Annotated in this window: 12 protein-coding genes; 10 read left to right on the top strand and 2 right to left on the bottom strand. The window is 71.7% G+C overall.

Features of this window, described 5'->3' with window-relative positions; all coding sequences use genetic code 11:
- The first annotated feature begins 288 nt into the window (after positions 1-288).
- The 3 genes from AB0D85_RS26970 (at position 289) to AB0D85_RS26960 (ending at position 5,711) form a co-directional block, all read left to right on the top strand.
- Positions 289-2,448 (top strand): ATP-binding protein, encoded by a 2,160-nt coding sequence (locus tag AB0D85_RS26970; protein ID WP_362325204.1) that lies wholly within the window; start codon positions 289-291, stop codon positions 2,446-2,448.
- Positions 2,449-2,554: 106 nt separating this feature from the next.
- Positions 2,555-4,120 (top strand): PucR family transcriptional regulator, encoded by a 1,566-nt coding sequence (locus AB0D85_RS26965; RefSeq protein ID WP_362325201.1) that lies wholly within the window; start codon positions 2,555-2,557, stop codon positions 4,118-4,120.
- A 142-nt stretch (positions 4,121-4,262) separates the two neighbouring features.
- On the top strand, positions 4,263-5,711 hold the full coding sequence (locus AB0D85_RS26960) for an aldehyde dehydrogenase family protein (protein WP_362325198.1): 1,449 nt from the start codon (positions 4,263-4,265) through the stop codon (positions 5,709-5,711).
- Between the two features lie 90 nt (positions 5,712-5,801).
- Here AB0D85_RS26960 and AB0D85_RS26955 read toward each other — a convergent pair whose 3' ends face one another.
- Entirely contained in the window at positions 5,802-8,642 is a 2,841-nt protein-coding gene (locus tag AB0D85_RS26955) for a glycoside hydrolase family 3 C-terminal domain-containing protein (protein ID WP_362325195.1), read from the bottom strand.
- 349 nt (positions 8,643-8,991) lie between these two features.
- On the opposite strand from AB0D85_RS26955, the gene AB0D85_RS26950 reads away from it, so the two are divergent.
- The 7 genes from AB0D85_RS26950 (at position 8,992) to AB0D85_RS26920 (ending at position 20,102) form a co-directional block, all read left to right on the top strand.
- Positions 8,992-10,680, top strand: coding sequence for an extracellular solute-binding protein (locus AB0D85_RS26950; RefSeq protein ID WP_362325192.1), 1,689 nt, complete (start codon positions 8,992-8,994; stop codon positions 10,678-10,680).
- 27 nt (positions 10,681-10,707) lie between these two features.
- Positions 10,708-11,745: an ABC transporter permease subunit gene (locus AB0D85_RS26945; protein WP_362325189.1), complete on the top strand. Its 1,038-nt coding sequence runs from the start codon at positions 10,708-10,710 to the stop codon at positions 11,743-11,745.
- Entirely contained in the window at positions 11,742-12,680 is a 939-nt protein-coding gene (locus AB0D85_RS26940; RefSeq protein WP_362325186.1) for a carbohydrate ABC transporter permease, read from the top strand. The genes AB0D85_RS26945 and AB0D85_RS26940 overlap by 4 nt, the downstream gene beginning before the upstream one ends.
- Positions 12,681-12,956: 276 nt before the next feature.
- Positions 12,957-15,152, top strand: a complete 2,196-nt coding sequence (locus AB0D85_RS26935; RefSeq protein WP_362325183.1) for a 1,4-beta-glucanase — start codon at positions 12,957-12,959, stop codon at positions 15,150-15,152.
- Positions 15,149-17,134, top strand: a complete 1,986-nt coding sequence (locus AB0D85_RS26930; protein WP_362325180.1) for a beta-galactosidase — start codon at positions 15,149-15,151, stop codon at positions 17,132-17,134. Before AB0D85_RS26935 ends, AB0D85_RS26930 begins: the two co-directional genes overlap by 4 nt.
- Entirely contained in the window at positions 17,131-19,353 is a 2,223-nt protein-coding gene (locus AB0D85_RS26925) for a glycoside hydrolase N-terminal domain-containing protein (protein WP_362325178.1), read from the top strand. The genes AB0D85_RS26930 and AB0D85_RS26925 overlap by 4 nt, the downstream gene beginning before the upstream one ends.
- Before the next feature lie 35 nt (positions 19,354-19,388).
- Positions 19,389-20,102: a hypothetical protein gene (locus tag AB0D85_RS26920; RefSeq protein WP_362325175.1), complete on the top strand. Its 714-nt coding sequence runs from the start codon at positions 19,389-19,391 to the stop codon at positions 20,100-20,102.
- A gap of 47 nt (positions 20,103-20,149) precedes the next feature.
- Here the strand turns inward: AB0D85_RS26920 and AB0D85_RS26915 are convergent, their stop codons facing one another.
- Entirely contained in the window at positions 20,150-21,337 is a 1,188-nt protein-coding gene (locus AB0D85_RS26915) for a sulfotransferase (RefSeq protein ID WP_362325172.1), read from the bottom strand.
- Positions 21,338-21,394: the final 57 nt, after the last annotated feature.

Below are 21,394 nucleotides of genomic sequence, written 5' to 3'. Positions count from 1 at the left end.
ATGAGTGGTGCGAACCGATGCGCGCCGGGCGGTCCCGCCCTTGCGCCGGTGGTGCGTTTTCGGACGCTTTCCTTCTTTCTTCGCAGGCTAGGGCCGGGTGTGAGAGGTGGGCATGCTCCATGTGGGCGTTGTCGGAGAGTGACGTTGTCCGCGGTGGACATAGTGCCGACGGCGGGGCCGGGACCGGACCGGATGTCTCCTCGGCCGCGTAAGCGGTGAACTCCCCTTGTGAGGGCGTTAGATTGGCCGCTGACGGTGGACGGAACGGCTGGTCAGGGAGCGAGAGCGATGGACAGCGACGGGACGCGGGACGCGCGGGGCACGCATGCGAATCCTGTGCCGCGTCCGGCGGGGCCGCAGGATGCGGGCGGGATGCCGACCGAGGCGCCCGCGGTACCGCCCCGGCCGACGGCACCGCCGGCGGTGCCTCCGCTGCCGGACGGCTCGGCCTTTCTGAGCTGGCTGCGGGCGCCCAGGCCGGAGGCCGCGCCGGGGGTGTGGCGGTTCGGGTACAAGGCCCGGCCGGAGCAGGAGCCCGAGCGGATCCCGGCCCGGCAGCTGCTGAGCGGCGCGCTGATCGCGTTCCTGGTCGGCTGGCTGGTCTGGTCGCTGCTGTGGAACGGTTACCTGGGCGGCTGGTGGGTCGTGCCGCTGGATCTGTTCACCCCGGACTCCTGGCGGCACAGCGACAACGCCGTCGGCAACGCCTTCCTCTGGTACGGCTACTACACCCTGATCGCCCTCGCGATCATGCTCGTCGTCGGCCGCCTCGGCCGCTGGGGCGAGGTCTGGCGCCGCTACGGCCCGCCCGCCTGGGCCCAGGCCGCCCCCGCTGCCGAACGGCCGCCCGCGCCCGAGCAGGACCCCGCCGAGTTCCCCCACCTCCGCCAGGCCGGGGCCGCCGAGGCCGCCGGGCGGCTCGCCGCCGAGGCGCGGACCGGGCTGATGCGGGACGTGGACCACGCCCGGATCGCCCGCGCCTGGCAGGGCGTGCGCAGCGGCCGGCACAGCATGGCCACCTTCACCGCCGCCGTGGTCAAGGACGGCGCCGCCGCCTGTCTGCATCCCTCCGGCGAGCGCGACCTGCCCGCCCGGCACGCCCCGCACGACCTGGTCACGGGCCAGGTCCGGCTCGGTACGACGGTCGACGACCCCCGTAACCCGTACCACTACCGGGGCACCGGCCTCGCCCTCGGCCCCGAGCTGCTCGGCACCTCCCTGCTCGCCGTCGGCCCGGCCGGCTCCGGCAAGACCGGCACGCTCGTCCGCCCCCTCGCCGAGTCGCTGTGCCTGCACGCGCTCGCCGGACGCGCCTCCGTGGTCGTCGTCGGCGCGGCCGGCGCCGGGCTCGGACCCGCCGACTCCTACGACGTCGTCGTCCGCATCGCCCACCCCGAGTCCGTCTACGACCTCGACCTGTACGGCGGCACCACCGACCCCGACGAGGCCGCCGCCATACTCGCCGAGGCCCTCGCCGGCGACCTCGCCGACCCGCACCCCGGCAGCGACAGCCGCCGCTCCACCACCGTCCTCGCCCAGCTGCTCGGCCCGTTCAAGGCGGTCCACGGCCGCTTCCCCTCCGTCCCCGAACTCCGCCAGCTCCTCGACGGCGCCGCCGGCCCGCTCGCCGCGCTCCGCAAGGCGCTCACGGTCACCGGGCACGAGTCCCTGCTCCGGGAACTCGACGCGCGGGAACGGCAGATGGGCCACCCCGGGGACGTGGGCGCGGTCCTGGCCGACCGCATCGCCCTGCTCGACCGCCCGGCCTTCGCCGGCTTCTTCGACACCTCCGGCCAGTCCCGCCCGTTCTCCCTCAAGGCCCTCGACCACCCGGTCCGGGTCCGCATCGACCTGCCCGAACGCGGTCACGCGGACGCCTCCCGCATCCTGGCCCGCCTGGTGCTCGCCCAGTTCACGGCGAGCGTGACGGTACGGGACGACCGTTCGCTGTTCGCCTGCCTGCTCCTGGACGACGCGACCGGTGTGGTGACGCCGGAGGCGGTACGCGCGGTCCAGCGCCTGCGCTCGGCCAACGCGGGCGTGGCGCTGACCCTGCGTACGCTGGACGACGTACCCCGCCCGCTCCGCGGCCCCCTGCTCGGCGCCACCGGCTGCCGTATGGCCTTCGCCGGCCTCACCCCCTGGGACGGCCAGGACTTCGCCGAGGTCTGGGGCAAGGAGTGGACCGAGGCCCGGGACGTCACCGACCGCCAGATCATCGCGGAGACCCCGGCGGGCAAGGCGCTGCACGTCGTACGCCGGGTCATCACCGGCAAGGCGCCCACGGCCCGCGCGGTCACCGTCCGGCAGGTGGAGCGGGAGCGCTGGTCGGCCTCCGAACTGGCGCACGGAGTGCCGGCGGGCCATGCGGTCCTCTCCCTGACGACCGTCAAGGGCGAACACGCGCCGCCGCTGCTGGTGGATCTGAGGGGCGGCGCACGCGTCTGAACGCGGTGGTCCACTCGACCGTACAGTGAGGCAGAATCGATAGAGGCCGTTCATACGAGACGGCCAAAGTCTCCGTGCAGATCTCCGCGAAGAGAAGAACGGCCGCATGCCACCCACGCTCGCCTCGCTCGTCCACCACTCCGCGCTCAAACTGACCGTGCGCGCGGGCGAGGACCGCCTCGACGTGCCCGTGCGCTGGGCCCATGTCAGCGAACTCGCCGACCCCGTGCCGTACATGGAGGGCGGGGAACTGCTCCTGATCACCGCGCTGAAACTGGACGCGGAGGACCCGGAAGCCATGCGGCGCTATGTGAAACGCCTGGTGGGAGCGGGTGTGGTGGGCCTCGGTTTCGCGGTCGGGGTCAACTACGACGAGATCCCCAAGGCCCTGGTCGACGCGGCCGAACAGGAGGGCCTGCCCCTGCTGGAGGTACCGCGCCGCACTCCCTTCCTCGCCATCAGCAAGGCGGTCTCGGCGGCCATCGCGGCCGACCAGTACCGCGCCGTGACCGCGGGCTTCGCCGCCCAGCGCGAACTCACCAGGCAGGCCCTGAACGCCGGCCCGGAGGGCCTGCTGACCGCGCTCGCCGCACAGGTGGACGGCTGGGCGGCGCTGTACGACGCGTCGGGCGCGGTGGTGGCCACGGCACCGGAGTGGGCGGGCCGCAGGGCGGCCCGCCTGACCCCGGAGGTGGAACGCCTGCGGGAGCGCCCGGCGCCGGCCTCGTCGGTGGTGGGCGGCCCGGACAACGAGGACCGGGTGGAGCTCCACTCGCTGGGGACCGGCCGCCGCCCGAGGGCGGCCCTGGCCGTCGGCACCGCCTCGGCCCTGGGCACGGCCGAGCGCTACGCCGTCCACTCGGCCATCGCCCTGCTGACCCTGACGACGGAACGTTCCCGTTCTCTCCACGCGGCCGAGCAGCGGGTCGGGGCGGCGGTGCTGCGCATGCTGCTCGCCGGGCAGCCGGACCATGCGAGGGGGGTCGCCGGGGACCTGTACGGCGGGCTGCTCGACGCGCCGTTCCGGATGATCGTCGCGGACGCGGGAGACGAGCAACTGGCCGCTCTCACGGAGGCGGTCGAGTCGGCCGCGGCGCGTGCCGGGGAGGCCGTGCTGGTGGTGCCCGAGGGGGAGCGGCTGGTGGCGCTGGCCGCCGACGGGGGCGCGGCGGTGGCGGCGGGCATGGAGTACGCGGCGGCGCGGGAGGCCGCGCGGGCGGCGACGGAGCAGGGCGCCGGGGACGACGACGACCTGGTCGTGGGCCTCTCCGCCCCGTCCGGCCCGATCGCGGCGGCGGCCGCGTACAAGCAGGCCGAGCAGGCGCAGTCGGTGGCCCGGCGGCGGGGCCGCGTCCTGGTGGAGCACGAGCAGCTGGCATCGGGGTCGGTGCTGCCGCTCCTCGCCGACGACGCGGTGAAGGCGTTCGCCGACGGCCTGCTCCGGGCGCTGCACGAGCACGACGCGACGGGCCGGGGCGACCTGGTGGCCTCCCTGCGGGCGTGGCTCTCCCGGCACGGCCAGTGGGACGCGGCGGCGGCCGACCTGGGCGTCCACCGCCACACGCTCCGCTACCGGATGCGCAGGGTGGAGGAGATCCTCGGCCGCTCCCTGGACGACCCGGACGTACGGATGGAGCTGTGGCTGGCCCTGAAGGCGACGTCGACGGACTGAGACCGCTCAGTCACTGCGCCGAACCGGCGCACCCCCGCCGCTCACCACTACACCCCGGACAAGCGCCGCTTCCCGCTCCCACGCCTACCGTGGACCACGAAAGCCAAGTACCCATCCCATACGCGGAAAGGCCGGGATCCTCATGACCTCCACGCACGCCTTCTGGCTCGCCGGCCGCCAGGTCACCGGCGAGGACACCTTCGACGTCACCAACCCGTGGGACGGCCGTATCGTCGGCAAGGTCGGCGTCCCCACCGACGCCCAGGTCGAGGAAGCCGTCGCCGCCGCGTACGCCGTACGGGACGACTTCGCCGCCACCCCGGCCCACATCCGCGCCGCCGCCCTCGACCACGTCAGCCGGCGCCTCGTCGAGCGCACCGAGGAGATAGCCCGGCTGATCTCCGCCGAGAACGGCAAGCCGATCAAGTGGGCGCGCGGCGAGGTCGGCCGCGCCGTGTCCGTGTTCCGGTTCGCCGCCGAAGAGGCCCGGCGCTTCAACAGCGGCGAGGCCCAGCGCCTGGACACCGACCTCGGCGGCCAGGGCCGCCTCGCGCTCACCCGCCGCTTCCCGAAGGGCGTCGTCCTCGGCATCGCGCCGTTCAACTTCCCGCTCAACCTGTGCGCCCACAAGATCGCCCCGGCGATCGCGGCCGGCGTGCCGATCATCCTGAAGCCGGCCCCCGCCACCCCCCTCTCCGGCCTGATCATCGGTGACCTGTTCGCCGAGACGACGGGCCTCCCGGCCGGTTCCTGGTCCGTCCTCCCGGTGGCCAACGACCACATGCCCGCCCTCGTCCAGGACGAGCGCCTCCCGGTCATCTCCTTCACCGGTTCCGAGAAGGTCGGCTACTCGATCATGGACTCGGTGCCCCGCAAGCACTGCACCCTGGAGCTGGGCGGCAACGGCGCGGCCGTCGTCCTCGGCGACTACGCGAGCGACGCCGACCTGGACTGGGCCGCGACCCGTATCGCGACCTTCTCCAACTACCAGGGCGGCCAGTCCTGCATATCCGTGCAGCGGGTCATCGCCGACGCCTCCGTCTACGACCGCCTGCTCCCGCGCATCGTCGCCGCCGTCGAGGCCCAGGTCACCGGCGACCCCGCCGACGACAGGACCGACGTCGGCCCGCTGGTCAGCGAGGCCGCCGCCGAGCGCGTCGAGGTCTGGGTGAAGGAGGCCATCGAGGCCGGCGCCACCCTGCTCACCGGCGGTGACCGCGACGGAGCGACCTTCGCGCCGACTGTCCTCACCGACGTCCCGGCCGACACCGACGTCGCCTGCGAGGAGATCTTCGGTCCCGTCCTCACCGTGCAGAAGGTGAACGGCGAGGCCGAGGCCTTCGCCGCCGTCAACGAATCCAAGTACGGCCTCCAGGCGGGCGTGTTCACCCACGACGTCCAGGCCGCCTTCCGCGCCCACCGCGCGCTGGAGGTCGGCGGCGTGATCGTCGGCGACGTCCCCTCCTACCGCGCCGACCAGATGCCGTACGGCGGCGCCAAGCAGTCCGGCGTCGGCCGCGAGGGCGTCAAGTTCGCGATGGACGACTACACCTACGAGCGCGTCCTGGTCCTCACCGGCCTCGCCCTCTGACCTGCCACGGACGGGTAGGGGAGCGAAAGAACGGCCGCAGCCCGCTGTGCGGGGGCTGCGGCCGTTCTCCGTGCCGGCCGCTCCGGACCCTCAACCGGAGAAGCCGACGTGCGCGAGCCGCAGCGGGCCGCGCAGCCTGAGGCGGACGTCGTGGACGCCCTCGGCGACGATGCCGGCGGTGAGCGAGGTGTACGTGTACAGGTCCCGGGTCGGTTCCGTGAGCGTCAGCACCGCCAGCAACGGGCCGCCGTCCAGGGCGAGTTCCAGGGTGCCCGCGCCCGACAACCGGGCGGACACCTCCGTCACTCCCTGGCCGAAGTCGCAGTCCCGGTAGACGAGTTCACCGGAGCCGTCGCCCTTCGGCGTGACCGCGTCGCCCTCGGTCTTCGTGCGGTCCACGATCGCGATGCCCGACTGCTCGTCGAAGTCGGCCGCTGCCAGGCCGCGTTCGGCGGCAGGCCGGGGTGCCGCGACCTCGCCGTCCAGGACCAGCGTCGTACGGAGGCGGATGTCCTCGCTGGACGCGCCGACCAGCACGTCGTAGGGACCGTGCTCCAGGCGTCGGCCGCCCCGGGCCACGTCCCAGAACTCGAAGGCGGAGAGCGGGACTTCGAAGGTCAGCCCGGTGCGTTCGCCGGGGGCCAGGGTGAGACGGCGGTGGGCCAGGAGCTCGCGGCGCGGACGGACCGACGACGGCTCGACGGCCCGCGTGTAGAGCTGGGCCACCTCGTCCGCCGTCACGTCGCCGGTGTTGGCGACCGTGAAGGAGACACGGAGGGCTCCGTCCGTCACCTCGGTCGTGAGGTCCGTGTAGGAGAAGGACGCGTAGGACAGCCCGTGGCCGAACGGGAAGAGCGGGGTGCCCTCGAAGTAGAGGTACGTCTGGCGGGCGCCGAGGATGTCGTAGTCGAGCAGGTCGGGAAGGTCGGCGTCGGCCGCGTACCAGGTCTGCGGGAGGCGGCCCGCGGGGGAGACGTCACCGGCGAGGACACGGGCGAGGGCGGTGCCGGCCGCCTGGCCGCCGTGGGCCGTCCAGAGCACGGCGGGGAGTCGGGCCGTGTCCACCGCGTAGGGGTACGCCGAGACCAGTGCCAGCACCGTGCGCGGGTTCGCGGCGCGGGCGGCCCGCAGCAGCCGTTCCTGCTGCGGGGGCAGGGCCAGGGTCGTACGGTCCTCGGTCTCGCGGCCGTTGAGGTGCGGGTCGTTGCCCGCGACCACCAGCACCACGTCGGCCGCGGCGGCGACCCTGGCGACGGCGTCCGCACCCCGCTCGACGATGATCAGTTCGAAGATCGAGGCGTTCCCGGCGGCAACCTTCACACCGTCGGCGGCGACCGAGACATGGCGACCCGAGCCGAGATGCCGGAGGAGGTGACCGTTCTCGTGGGGTTCCAGGCGGAACGTCTCCTGGACGACCCAGCCGCCGGGCTGGTCCGCGGCGGCCCGGACGAAGCCGTCGTCGGCGACCGAGAGGTAGCGGCCGTCCGGGGCGCGCAGCGTCAGCACCCCCTCGCCCCAGTCGACGAGGGCGAACTCGGTGCCGGTGGCGTCGGCGGTGAGCGGGGGAAGGTCCGTCCGGCCCGCCAGCAGCGCCGGGTCCAGGGCGCCTTCCGCGCCGCGCACCTCGTCACCGGCCTCGGGAGCGGCCGGTACGTGCAGGAAGGTGCCGTCCGCGAGCTTCAGCCGGACCCGGTCCACACCCTCCGCGAACTCCACACGCTTCGCCCCGAACCGCTCGTACAGGCCCTCCAGGGGAGTCGAGCGGTGGATCAACGTACCGCTGTACCAGTCGAGTTTGCACTCGTCGGCGAGCAACCCGACCACGGCCACCCGGCTGTCGGGCGCGAGCGGCAGCAGATCGTCGTCGTTCTTCAGGAGTACGACGGCCTGTTCCGCCGCCTCCTGGGCGAGGGCGCGGTGCGCCGGGGTGTCGAACTCGGCGGAGTCCGCGTGGGGATCGTCGTGCGGGTCGAACTCGCCCAGCCGGAAGCGGACGGACAACTGGCGGCGGACCGCCGTGTCGATGTCGGCCTCCGTCAACAGGCCCTGCTCCAGGGCTCCCTCGACCCGCGCGACGATCTGCGAGCCGTCCGTGCCGTGGTCGGTGAAACTGTCGACGCCGGCGAGGAGGGCGGCCGCGGTGGCCTCCTCGTGCGTGTCGAAGTAGTGCTCGTGGTCGACCAGGTTGCTGGGCGCGCCGGCGTCCGAGCAGACCAGCAGGTCCTCGTCGGTCCAGGTGCGCAGGTGCTCGCGCAGATACGGGGAGACGTGGTTGGGGCGGCCGTTGATCAGGTTGTACGCGGGCATCACCCCGGCCACCGCGCCCGCCTCCACGGTCTCCTTGAACGCGCGCAGGTCGTACTCGTGCAGCACGCGCGGGCGGACCGAGGAGGAGGACGTGGCGCGGTCCGTCTCGTTGTTGTGGGCCAGCCAGTGCTTCAGGACGGGGGCCGTGCGCCAGTACACCGGATGGTCGCCGCGCAGGCCGTGCGTATAGGCGGTGGCGATGGCGGAGGTCAGCTTCGGGTCCTCGGAGTAGCCCTCCTCGTTACGGCCCCAGAGGGGGTGGCGCAGCAGGTTGACCGTCGGGGCCCAGACGTTGAGGCCGACGCGGTCGTCGCGGGCGCGCATCGCCCGCACCTCCTTGGACACGGCCTCGCCGACCCGTCGTACGAGATCGGTGTTCCAGGTCGCGCCGAGACCCACCGCCTGCGGGAACACCGTCGCCGGGCCCATCCAGGCGACCCCGTGCAGGGCCTCCTGCCCGGTGCGGAACGCGGCGATGCCCAGACGGTCGACGGCGGGCGCGAACTGGTGCAGGAAGGAGACCTTCTCGTCCAGGGTGAGCCGTGTCAGCAGGTCGTCGATGCGCTTCGCGAACGGCAGGTGCGGATCGCGGAAAGGCGGCGTAGGCGGCGTTTGTGCGGTCACGTGCGGTTCCCCTTGCGATGGAGCGGCGAGGCCCTTTCGAAGCGCTTCGATGCTCATTCGACGCAGGGGTGGGTGTCAAGGGATGCTCACCGCAATTTCAAGCGGCGCATAAGAAGAGGTCATCCCCGATACCTCGGAGGAATCTTGGAAGCGACCCTTGTGCACCCCCGGGTGTTCACTTAACCTCGCAGCAACATCGAAGCGCTTCGACTAGCCGGTCCGCCCCCGGGACGCACCGCATCGACCGGACATTGGTCGGAGGACCGCTTCAGCTCAGCCAGTTCCACTCGAGACACCGCAGCCGACGGCCACCGCCGGGTGTCCTGGTGCGCCATGAAGGGTTGACGCAATGACGCCGAACGCCGCTTCCGCCCCCTCCGGGCCGAGCCGGAGAACTTTCCTCGCCTCCACGGCAGTCGCGACCGCGGCGGTGGCGGGCGGAATGCCGCTGCTCGCCGCCTGCGGGGCGTCGGACAGCGGGTCGGGAGGGGGCTCCTCCTCGGGGAAGGACGCGAAGAAGCTGCTGCCGTCCTACGTCGCGAACAACGTGGTGACCCCGGACATCCCGTCGAAGAACGGCTCCTCGATCGGCTTCACCGGCAAGCTGGACCTGGCCACCCTGAAGACCTCGGTGCCCAAGAAGCTCGGCAAGGGCGGCAAGGTCACCATCATGTCCCCGTTCTGGGGCTCCCCGCCGAAGCAGGACAACGCCTACTACAAGGCGATGAACGACCTGATCGGCGTAGACGTCGTCTGGCAGAACCAGGACGGCAACACCTACGACCAGAAGCTGGGCGCGGTCCTCGCCTCCAGCGACGTGCCGGACGTCGTGGTCATCCCGAACTGGAACATGGGCGGCAAGATACCCACCGCCATCATCAGCAAGTTCGCCGACCTCGGGCCCTACCTGTCGGGCGACAAGGTCAAGGACTACCCGAACCTGGCCGCCATCCCCACCGACGCCTGGCGGCGCTGCATCTTCGGCGGCAAGCTGCGCGGGCTGCCGATGCCCTCCTCGTACGTGACCAACATCGTGCCCCTCTACCGCAAGGACATCTTCGACAAGAAGGGGTACGAAGTCCCGCGCTCGGCGGACGAGTTCCTCTCCCTGGCCAAGGAGATCACCAACGCCAAGGCCAAGCGCTGGGCCTGCATGGACATGAAGTGGACCGCCTGGCAGATGTTCAGCGTGCTCTCCGGCAGCGAGAAGCCGCTCGGCTGGAACCTCGTCGACGGCAAGATGGTCAACCGCATCGAGACCCAGGAGTACCTCGAAGCGCTGGAGTGGACCCGCAAGCTCTTCGCCGCCGGGGTCGTGCACCCCGACGCCATGCTGGGCAAGAACGCCCCCGACCCGGGCCCCAAGTTCGCGGCCGCCGAGTTCCTGATCTACGCCCAGGACATCAGCCAGTGGTGGAGCCGCACCGCCGAACAGGCCACCCAGAACCCGGACTACAAGATCTGGGGCATGGACGTCTACGCCCACGACGGCGGCAACCCGCAGGTCTGGGCCGAACAACCCGCCGGCATCTTCTCCTTCATCAACAAGAAGGCCTCGGAGTCCGTGATCCGCGACGTGCTGGCCGTCGCCAACGTCACCGCCGCGCCGTACGGCACCAAGGAGTACATGCTCACCGAGTACGGCCCCGAGGGCACCGACTACACCGTCAAGAACGGCGTGCCCACCAAGACCACCCAGGGCAACAACGAGGTCCTCAACGCCTACGTCATGGTCGCCAGCCCCGCCTCCACCATCGCCCACCCCGACTTCCCCGAGGTCGCCAAGGCCCAGGTCGAGTGGCAGCAGCGGATGGGCTCCTTCACCAAGAAGTCCAGCTTCTTCGGCCAGATGATCACCGAGCCGTCGCGCTACACCAACCTCATGAACGACTTCGAGCAGCTGGAAGACGACATCACCCGCGGCCGCAAGAAGATCAGCGACATGCAGCAGGCCGTCGCCGACTGGAAGAGCAAGGGCGGCGACAAGCTGCGCGACTGGTACAAGAAGCTGCTCGACGAGACCGGTTCGGCGAGCTGACCAGGCACTGAGGCAAGGAGAACGGCCGTGTCCCACAGCACGGTGCCTCGCAGCAGGGCCGAGGCAGACGACAAGGCGGGGAGGACTCCGGTGGCGTCCGACGACACCACCGGAACCGGGAAGAAGGAGAAGGCCGGAAAGCTGAGCCTGCGCCTCAGATTCAGACGCGACCGCGTACTGATCCTGATGACGCTGCCGGCGGTCCTGCTGCTCCTGGTCTTCAACTACCTGCCGATCCTCGGCAACATCGTCGCCTTCCAGGACTACGACCCCTACGTCAGCGACAACGGCATCGTCTCCATGCTGCACAGCGCCTGGGTGGGCCTGGAGAACTTCCAGCAGATCTTCGCGGACTCGGCGTTCTGGAACGCGGTGAAGAACACCCTGGTGCTGTTCTTCCTGCAACTCGTGCTGTTCTTCCCGATCCCGATCGCCCTCGCGCTGGTCATCAACAGCGTGGTCCGGCCCCGGGTACGGGCACTGTCGCAGGCGATCCTGTACCTCCCGCACTTCTTCTCATGGGTGCTGGTCATCTCCGTCTTCCAGCAGATCTTCGGCGGCGCGGGCCTGCTCTCGCAGCTGCTGCGCCAGCACGGCTACAACGGCCTCGACATCATGTCCGACCCGTCGACCTTCAAGTTCCTGGTCACGGCGGAGGGCGTCTGGAAGGACGCGGGCTGGGGCATCATCGTCTTCCTGGCGGCGCTGGCGTCCGTGAGCCCGGACCTCTACGAGGCTGCGGCGATGGACGGAGCGGGCCGCTGGCGCCGCATGTGGCACGTCACGCTCCCCGCCCTGCGCCCGGTGATCGCCCTGCTGCTGGTGCTGCGGGTGGGCGACGCGCTGACCGTCGGCTTCGAACAGATCCTCCTCCAACGCTCCGCCGTCGGACCCGGAGCCGCGGAGGTCCTCGACACCTTCGTCTGGTGGAACGGCGTCCGCAACCAGGACTTCGGCTACGCGGCAGCCGCCGGCCTCATCAAGGGCGTGGTCAGCCTCGGCCTGGTCCTCGCCGCGAACAAGGTGGCCCATCTCATGGGCGAGCAGGGGGTGTACAAGAAATGACCGCCGTCATCGACAAGCCGCCCGTACGGGAAACGTCCCGGTGGGCCGCTCCGCCCCGCCCGGTGTGGGAGGAGGAACCCAGCAAGGCGGGCCTCGCGGGCAAGGGCCTGGTCCTCGGCCTGGCCTGCCTGGGCATTCTCTTCCCGCTCTGGATCGTGGTCGTCACTAGCCTGTCCTCACGCAAGACGATCGACGAGGCGGGCGGACTGGTGATGATCCCGAAGGGCATCACGTTCGTCGCCTACAAGGAACTGCTGAGCGGCGGCCAGGTCACCCGGGCCACGATCATCAGCATCCTCATCACCCTCGTCGGCACGCTGTTCTCGATGGCCGTGTCGGTCCTGTGCGCCTACGGCCTCTCGCGCATCGGCTCGCTCGGCCACCGCTGGTTCCTGATGCTGCTGCTCGCGACGATGTTCTTCAGCGCGGGCCTGATCCCGACGTACCTGCTGGTCCAGTCCCTGGGCCTGACCGACAGCTACCTCGCCCTGATCCTTCCGAGCGCGGTGAGCGTCTTCAACATCCTCGTCCTGCGCGGGTTCTTCATGGGCATCTCGCAGGAACTGATCGACAGCGCGCGCATCGACGGCGCCGGGGACTTCCGGATCCTGTGGCAGATCGTCATGCCGCTGTCCCGTGCGGTCCTCGCGGTCATCACGCTCTTCTACGCGGTCGGGTACTGGAGCGCGTGGTTCAACGCGTCCCTGTACCTCAACGACCAGGACAAGATGCCGCTGCAGAACGTCATGATCCAGTTGGTCCAGAAGCAGGAGGCTCCGGTGGGCCTCGCCCAGGCGATCAAGACGGGCGAACTGTCGGGGCTGGCGGTGCAGATGGCGGTGATGGTGATGGCGCTGCTGCCGGTGGCGGTCCTGTCGCCGTTCGTCCAGAAGCACTTCAAGAAGGGGATGCTGACGGGAGCGGTGAAGGGGTAGCCGACAGCGCGTTCCGAAGGGGGCGGCGGGGGAGCGTCGGCGACTGCGGGTGCGTGGGGGCTGGTCGCGCAGTTCCCCGCGCCCCTGAAGGGGCGTTCCCCAGCCGCTTCTCTCCAGCCGCGGGCAGTCGTGCCGCTGGGGCGGCACGGGTGGGCGCTGGGGGTCCCCCCGGCCGAAGGCTGGGGGAGGCACCCTGCCAGCGCCGGTAAGCGGACCCACCCTCGCCCGGCCCCAGCCCCGGACCACCAACCCACCCACGCCCACCGAAGGTTCCCCATGCCCACCCTGAGCCGCAGAACCGTCCTCGCCGCCACCGCAGCCGCAACCTCCCTCACCGCTCTCCCCGCCCTCAGCGGCAACGCCCACGCGGCCGAGCCCCAGCCGCAGGCGTACCGCTGGCGCAACGCAGTGATCGGCGGCACCGGCTTCGTCACCGGTGTCCTCTTCCACCCCACCACCCCCCACCTCGCCTACGCCCGCACCGACATCGGCGGCGCCTACCGCTGGGACGCCCCCGCCGCCCGCTGGACCCCCCTCATCGACCACCTCGGCTGGGACGACTGGAACCTCCTCGGTGTCGAGGCCCTCGCCATCGACCCCGCGCACCCCGACCGGCTCTACCTCGCCCTCGGCACCTACGCCCAGTCCTGGGCCGGCAACGGCGCGATCCTGCGCTCGGAGGACCGCGGCGCCACCTGGACCCGCACCGACCTCACCGTGAAGCTCGGCGCCAACGAGGACGGCCGGGGCATGGGCGAGCGCCTCCTCGTCGACCCGCGGGACAGCGACACCCTGTGGCTGGGCACCCGGCACGACGGACTCCTCAAGTCGACCGACCGAGGCGCCACCTGGGCGGCGGCCACCGGCTTCCCGCCCGCCCCCACCGCCTCCGGCCAGGGCGTCAGCCTCCTCGTCGCCGCCGGCCGCGCCGTCTACGCCGGCTGGGCGGACGGCGACGGCGGCGCGACCGCCGTCAACCTGTACCGCACCACCGACGGGGCGGCCTGGGAGGCCGTCCCGGACCAGCCCACCGGCACCGCCGCCAAGATCCCGGTGCGCGCCGCCTACGACTGCCACGCCCGCGAGCTGTACGTGACGTACGCCGACGCCCCCGGCCCCAACGGCCAGGCGGACGGAAGCGTGCACAAACTGGCCGTCGCCACCGGCCGGTGGACGGACGTCACCCCGGCGGCGCCCGCCGGCAGCGACACCTTCGGCTACGGCGGGGTCGCCGTCGACGCCCGTCGCCCCGGCACCGTCGTCGTCTCCACCAACAACCGCTGGGCGGCCGTCGACACCCTCTACCGGACCACCGACGGCGGCCGCACCTGGACTTCCCTCAAGGACTCCGCCGTCTTCGACGTGTCAGAGACCCCCTTTCTGAAGTGGGGCGGCGACCAGCCCAAGTTCGGGTGGTGGATCCAGGCCGTCGCCGTCGACCCGTACGACTCGAAGCACATCCTCTACGGCACCGGCGCCACCCTCTACGGCACCCGCGACCTCGTCCACTGGGCCCCGCGGATCCGCGGCCTGGAGGAGACGTCCGTGGTTCGGCTGGTGTCGCCCCCGGTCGGGGAGGCGCACCTGCTGAGCGGCTCGGGGGACATCGGCGTGATGTACCACGAGCGGCTGACCGCGTCTCCGTCCCGCGGGATGGCCACGAACCCCGTGTTCGGGTCGGCGACGGGACTCGCACAGGCCGCGGGAAGGCCGGCGTACGTCGTACGCACCGGCTGGGGCGACAACGGCAACGGCGCGTACTCGAACGACGGGGGCCGGACCTGGGCGCCCTTCGCAGCCCAGCCCTCCCTCGCCCACGACGCACCGGGGCCGATCGCCGCCAACGCCGACGGCAGCGCCCTGCTGTGGTCCTTCGTGCACTGGGACGGGACCAAGTACCCCGCCCACCGGTCGGACGACAACGGCGCCACCTGGACCGAGATCTCCTCCTTCCCGAAGGGCGCCACGCCGGTCGCCGACCCGGCCGACCCGACGCTCCTCTACGCGTACGACACCGACACAGGAACGCTACAGGCCAGCACTGACAGTGGCCTTTCGTTCACGGCGCGTGCAACCGGGCTGCCCGCCGGAGACAGCCAGTTCCAGCTGGTCGCGGCCCCGGGCCGGTCCGGTGACCTGTGGCTGAGCGTCAAGTGGAACGGGCTGTACCGGTCCGTCGACGGGGGTGCGAGCTTCACCAAGGTCGGCAACTGCTGGGCCGCCTACACCCTCGGCTTCGGCAAGGCGGCACCCGGCGCCGACTACCCGGCGGTCTACCTGGTCGGCTCCACCGAGGCCATCACCGCCGTGTACCGCTCCGACGACGAGGCCGCGACCTGGGTCCGTATCAACGACGACCGGCACCAGTGGGGCTGGATCGGGCAGGCCGTCACCGGTGACCCACGTGTGTACGGGCGGGTCTACCTGGCCACCAACGGGCGCGGAATCCAGTACGGGGAGCCGGTCCGATGACAGCCGGGAGAAGGCCCCCGGGGCTCTCCGACGCCACCCGCGGCCGCATCCTCTTCGGCGGCGACTACAACCCGGAGCAGTGGCCCGAGGAGACCTGGCACGAGGACGTCCGGCTGATGAAGGCCGCCCGCGTCAACTCCGTGACCATGGGCGTCTTCTCCTGGGCGAAGCTCGAACCCCGGCCGGGGGAGCGGGACTTCGGCTGGCTGGACCGGCTCATGGACCTGATGCACGAGAACGGCATCGGGGTCGTCCTCGCCACCCCGACCTCCTCCCCGCCGCCCTGGATGGGCCGGCTGCACCCGGACACCCTGCCCCGGGACGCCGACGGCCACACCGAGTGGTGGGGCGGCCGCCAGCACTTCTCGCACTCCAGCGCCACCTACCGCCGCTACGCCGCCGCCATCACCGAGGACCTCGCCGCCCGCTACGGCGGCCACCCCGCCCTCACCATGTGGCACATCAACAACGAGTACTGCACCTTCGACCACGGCGACGAGGCCGCCGCCGCCTTCCGCCGCTGGCTGCGCGAGCGCTACGGCACCCTCGACGCCCTCAACTCCGCCTGGGGCACGGCCTTCTGGAGCCAGGGCTACGACACCTGGGACGGCATCCTGCCCGCGCGCCACGCCCACTATCTGAAGAACCCCGCCCAGGTGCTGGACTTCCGCCGCTTCACCTCCGACATGCTCCTGGAGTGCTACACGGCCGAACGTGACATCGTCGCCCGGCACACCCCGCACATCCCGGTGACCACCAACTTCATGCCGCTGTGGATCGGCCAGGACGCCTGGCGCTGGGCGGCCGAGGAGGACGTCGTCTCCGTCGACCTCTACCCCGATCCGCGTGATCCGCTGGGCGCGCAGCACGGCGCGCTCGTCCACGACCTCACCCGCTCCCAGGCCCACGGCCCCTGGATGCTCATGGAACAGGCCGCCGGACCGGTCAACTGGCGCGGGGTGAACCACCCCAAACCCCGCGGCCTCAACCGCCAGTGGTCCCTCCAGGCCGTGGCCCGTGGCGCGGACGCCGTCTGCTACTTCCAGTGGCGGCAGTCCAGGCAGGGCGCGGAGAAGTTCCACTCCGGGATGGTCAGCCACGCGGGGGAGGAGGGCCGTACCTACCAGGAGGTCAAACAGCTCGGCGCCGAACTGGCAAAAATAGGCCCCGAGGTGACCGACCGTCATATCAGTGCCGACATCGCCGTTCTCCACGACTGGCACTCCTGGTGGGCCGGCGCCCACGAGGGCCGCCTCTCCACCGAGGTGGACCTCCCCGACGTGCTGCACGCCTGGCACCGCGCCCTCTGGGAGGCCAACCTCACCACCGACTTCGCCCACCCCGAACACGACCTGTCCTCCTACAAGCTGGTGGTCGTCCCCCAGCTCTACCTCCTCACCGACACCGCCGTCGACAACCTCCTCGGCTACGTCCGCGGCGGCGGCACCCTCGTCAGCGGCTTCCTCACCGGCATCGCCGACGAGGACGACCGGATCCGCCCCGGCGGCATGGACGCCCGGCTGCGCGAGCTGTTCGGCATCCGCACCCTGCACGAGTGGTGGCCGCTGGACACGGGGGAGACCGTCGAGTGCGAGGGCTTCCGCGGGACCCTGTGGTCGGAGGAGATCGAGGCCGCGCCCGGAGTCTCCGAGACGGTGCCCTACCGGGGCGGCGAACTCGACGGACTGCCCGCCGTGCTGCGCAACGGGCGCGCCTGGTACGTCTCCACCCTCCCGGAACCGGAGGCACTCCGCGAACTGCTCGGCCGGATCGCCGCCGCGGCGGGGGTCCGCCCGGTGCTCGACGGGCTGCCCACGGGGGTCGAGGCGGTCCGCCGGGGCGAGCTGCTGTTCCTGTTCAACCACGCGCGTGAGGCGGTGAAGGTCCCTGTGCCCGGCACACACCGGGACCTGCTGACCGGTTCCACCGTGACCGACGAGGTCGTTCTCGACCGGTACGGAGTGGCGGTGCTCAAGCCATGACGGCCACCGGCCCCGCCACGACGGCCACCGGCCCCGTCCACGGCACCTGGGAGCCAGTCCCGGCCGGCCGCTGGGAGGACGCCTTCCTCAGCGGCAACGGCCGCCATGGCACCCTTGTGTTCGGCGATCCGAACGCCGACCGCGTCATCGTCACCCAGCACACCCTCGTCCGCCCGAACGGCGGCGAACACGCCCGTCCGCCCCGCCTGGCAGCCGAACTCGCCGACGTCCAGGACCGGTTGCTCGCCGGGGACCTCAAAGCCGCCGAGACCTTCACCGACGGCCGCCCCCTCCAGTGGGTCCAGCCCTTCCACCCCGCCTTCCAGATCCGGCTACGACGCAGATCACCCGGCGGCGCCGACGGCTATCAGCGACAAGTCGACTTCACCACCGGCGAGGTCACCGCCACCACCGACGACTGGACGAGCCGTCTCTTCGTCTCCCGCGCGGACGACGTGATCGTCCAGCGGATCACCACCACCGCCGACCTCGACATCTCCCTCGATCACCGACTCCCCGGCGTCCCACGGACCCTGGGCGTCGGCCACGGCGCCCTCCGCACCCCCGAGGGCGCCCTGCTCACCCTCCGCGCCCGCTACCCGGACAGCGACCGCGCCTACACCGGCGTCACCCTCGTCGCCGTCACCGGCGGCACCGCCGAGCTCACCCCGCCCGGCGTCCGGATCACCGGCGCGACCGACGTCCTCCTCCTCACCCGCATCCGCCGCCACACCGGCGAACTCGACGTGAGCGCCGAGACACGGGAGCTGCGCGAACTCCTCGCGGACGGGCAGTCGTACGACTCCCTCCTCGCCCGCCACCTCGACCTGCACCGCACCGCCTACAACCGCGTCACCCTCGACCTGGCCGCCGACCCGGCCGAACGCGCTCTACCGGGCTCCGAGTTGGTCAAGCGGCCGTCGCAGGCGGCCCTGCTGGAGCGGCTCTTCGCCGCCGGCCGCTACCACCTGCTCTCCGCCTCCGGCCTCAACCCGCCCCGTCTGACCGGTCTGTGGACCGGCGACTGGGACACCGCCTGGTCCGGCGCCTTCACCAACGACGCCAATGTGAACCTCCAGACGGCCTCGGCGCCCGCCGCCGCCCTCCCCGAGGTGACCGAGGCCTGCGCAGAACTGATGCGGCGTCAGCTCCACGACTGGCGGGAGAACGCCCGTACGGTGTTCGGCGCCCGGGGCGCGGTCGCGCCCGCGCACAGCGACGGGGAGTCCGGGCTGTCGTACCACTTCAGCCGTGAGTACCCCCTGCACCTGTGGACCGCCGGCGCCGACTGGCTGCTCAAGCCGCTCGTCGACCACGACGAGATCCGCGGCGGGCGCGATCCGCGTACGGCGGCGGTGCTCGCCGAAGTCGCCGCGTTCTACGAGGACTTCCTCACCCGGACCGACACGGACGGCCGGATCGTGATCGTTCCCTCGTACTCGCCCGAGAACCGGCCCGCGGGCGCCAGTTGGGGTGCGCTCAACGCGGCGATGGACCTCTCCGCCGCCCGGCACGCCCTGCGCACGGCCGCCGACTACCACCCCGGACCGGACGCCGACCGCTGGCGCGCCCTCGCCGACCGGCTGCCCCCGCACCGGATCAACGCCGACGGGGCCCTCGCCGAATGGGCCTGGCCCGGCCTCGACGACAGCTACGACCACCGCCACCTCAGCCACCTGTACGGCGTCTGGCCGCTCGACGAGATCACCCCGTACGACACCCCGGAGCTCGCGGCCGCAGCCCACCGGGCGCTCGAACTGCGCGGCGCCGAGAACGACTCGGCGCACGGACACCTCCACCACGCGCTCATCGCGGCCCGGCTGCGGGACGGCGAACGGGTCGCCGCCGCGCTCGCCCGGGTCCTGGACGGCGACTTCTTCCACGCCTCCCTGATGAGCTCCCACTATCCGGACCGCGACGTCTACAACGCCGACGCGGCGCACGCCCTGCCCGCCGTGCTGATCGAGGCCCTCGTCCAGTCGACCCCGGGCCGCCTGGTCCTGCTCCCCGCGCTCCCGGCCGCCCTCGCACAGGGCCGGCTCCACGGCATCCGCACCCGCTTCGGAGCCGAACTCGACCTTTCCTGGACCCCGGACGGTGCGCGTGCCGTCCTGAAGCCGCACCGGACGCTCCGTATCGACCTGTGGACTTCCTCCGGCGCCCAGCCGCTCGACCTGGTCGCCGGAGAAGACCACGTCCTCACTCTGGGGACGTGGTAGCCACCGCAATTCCCCCCACCCCTGGAAGGGACAGCATGGCAACACGCACGCTCCGCAGGGTCGCCAAGGCCCTGATCGCCCCCGCGCTCGCCCTCAGTGCCACCGTCGGCCTCGCCTCGGCCCCCGCCTCGGCCGCCGTCTGGAGCTCCTGCGACCAGTGGGGCAACACCACGCTGAACGGCTACACCCTCTACAACAACATCTGGGGTTCCGGCGCCGGCAGCCAGTGCATCTGGGCCAACTCCGGCACCAACTGGGGGGTCTGGGCCAACCACCCCAACACCAGCGGCATCAAGTCCTACCCGAACGCCAAGGCGGTGATCAGCAAGTCGATCACCTCGCTGTCCTCGCTCTCCAGCAGCTACAACGTCACGGTCCCGTCGTCCGGCGCGTACAACACGTCGTACGACATCTGGGACACGGGCTACAAGTACGAGATCATGCTCTGGATGAACTACACCGGTGCCGTCGGCCCGCTCGGCACCTCGCAGGGCACGCTGACCCTGGGCGGCCACACCTGGACCGTCTACAAGGGCAACAACGGCTCGAACGACGTCTTCTCGTTCGTGCGCACCTCGAACTCCTCCTCCGGCACCGTCAACGTCCTGCCGATCCTGAAGTGGATCAAGGACACCAAGGGCTGGTTCGGGAACGTCACCATCGGTGACTTCCAGTTCGGCTTCGAGATCACGTCCTCGTCCGGCGGGCTGGACTTCACCGTCAACAGCGAGAGCGTCAGCAGCAGTTGAGCAACCGGGTCGGCCCCGCGTGCGGTGCGGGGCCGACCCCCTCGCGGTCAGGCCCGGTCGACCTCCGCGCGCAGCGCGTTGTAGCCGGCGAAGGCCGCGTCGACGTCGGCCCGGCTCAGGCCGTAGCGGGCCAGGTCGTAGCTGTGGACGCGGGTGCCCCTGGGGCGGGCGGCGGCCGCCGGGAGACGGGCCGCGTCGGCCTCGGTCCAGCGGGCGCCGACGGCCGCGTAGAGCTTCGGGGCGCCGGCCGCCGGGTCGGCGCCCAGCCAGGAGTACGGCACGTCGACGAGGGACTCGCGCGGAATGGCCGCACGGGCGGCGAGGCCGCGGGACGCCGAGCGGGCCAGCAGCTCCAGCCAGGTGGCGCCGATCCACTCCAGGTCGAGGGGGCGGGTGTTCACCGCCATGCCGTGCTCGACCAGGCTGCAGAACGAGGCCACGGCGGTGGCCGGATCGCGGTGCGTCCACACGATGGTGGCGTCCGGGAAGACCGCGCGCAGCGCGTCCAGGTTCTCCAGGTGCAGCGGCGACTTCAGCACCCAACGGCGGCGCGGGCGGCCGTACTGGAGCACCTGGTAGATCTGCTTGAGGTACCGGTAGTCGGCCTCGAAGTCATGCGTCTCGTGCCAGGGCAGGTACTCGGGGATCATCGCCTGGGACAGCGGCATCACGGTGTGCGGCAGCGCGAAGGTGCACTCCTCCGGGCCCTCGGGGCGCAGCGCGTGGATATGGCGGAAGTGCGGGGCGAACAGGTTGATCCCGCCGACCAGGCGACGGGCGGCCGCGATCGCCTTCTGCCGGTCCCCGTGCCCGGGTTCGAGGTCCGGGGTCAGCAACTCCCAGAGGAGCGGGCAGCGGTGGTCCTCGGAGAGGGACAGCACGCCGTGCGTGAGGGTGGTGGCGGTGCGGGGCAGGCCCACCACGAACACCGGTCGCTCGATCGGCTCCTGCTCGATGCCGGGGTGCTCGGCGAGCAGCCGGCGGATGCGCGTCCGGTTGACGAGATGGCGGCCGACATGGCCGCGCGCGGACAGCCAGCCGACCGGGGTGAGGCGCTCGGCGCCCGACCAACATCGCAGCAGGTGACGGAAGTCGTCGGTGAACCCCTCGTCGCCCTCCGTCCGCCCGGCCGTGTCGAGCAGGTGCTCGAAGGCACGGTCCGGTGTGCGGCGGGAGCGGGAGGAGGGTCTGAGGAGCAGATTCGCGAGCGTGAGGGAGAGCGGGCCCAAGGACACGGCAGCGGAACCCTTCGTGGGGGGACAGGGAGGGGATACCTACTACCCCCTCCAACT

It is taken from the genome of Streptomyces sp. NPDC048277, assembly GCF_040652235.1.
Taxonomy (GTDB): Bacteria; Actinomycetota; Actinomycetes; order Streptomycetales; family Streptomycetaceae; genus Streptomyces.
Note: the sequence above shows the minus strand (reverse complement) of the source record. Positions and strands in the feature narration are given on the sequence as shown.

Excerpts from the sequence above, each read along its gene's own strand:
- AB0D85_RS26950 (WP_362325192.1), top strand. The coding sequence starts at position 8,992 with ATGACGCCGAACGCCGCTTCCGCCCCCTCCGGGCCGAGCCGGAGAACT.
- AB0D85_RS26930 (WP_362325180.1), top strand. The coding sequence starts at position 15,149 with ATGACAGCCGGGAGAAGGCCCCCGGGGCTCTCCGACGCCACCCGCGGC.
- AB0D85_RS26970 (WP_362325204.1), top strand. The coding sequence starts at position 289 with ATGGACAGCGACGGGACGCGGGACGCGCGGGGCACGCATGCGAATCCT.
- AB0D85_RS26920 (WP_362325175.1), top strand. The coding sequence starts at position 19,389 with ATGGCAACACGCACGCTCCGCAGGGTCGCCAAGGCCCTGATCGCCCCC.
- AB0D85_RS26960 (WP_362325198.1), top strand. The coding sequence starts at position 4,263 with ATGACCTCCACGCACGCCTTCTGGCTCGCCGGCCGCCAGGTCACCGGC.
- AB0D85_RS26965 (WP_362325201.1), top strand. The coding sequence starts at position 2,555 with ATGCCACCCACGCTCGCCTCGCTCGTCCACCACTCCGCGCTCAAACTG.
- AB0D85_RS26925 (WP_362325178.1), top strand. The coding sequence starts at position 17,131 with ATGACGGCCACCGGCCCCGCCACGACGGCCACCGGCCCCGTCCACGGC.
- AB0D85_RS26935 (WP_362325183.1), top strand. The coding sequence starts at position 12,957 with ATGCCCACCCTGAGCCGCAGAACCGTCCTCGCCGCCACCGCAGCCGCA.
- AB0D85_RS26940 (WP_362325186.1), top strand. The coding sequence starts at position 11,742 with ATGACCGCCGTCATCGACAAGCCGCCCGTACGGGAAACGTCCCGGTGG.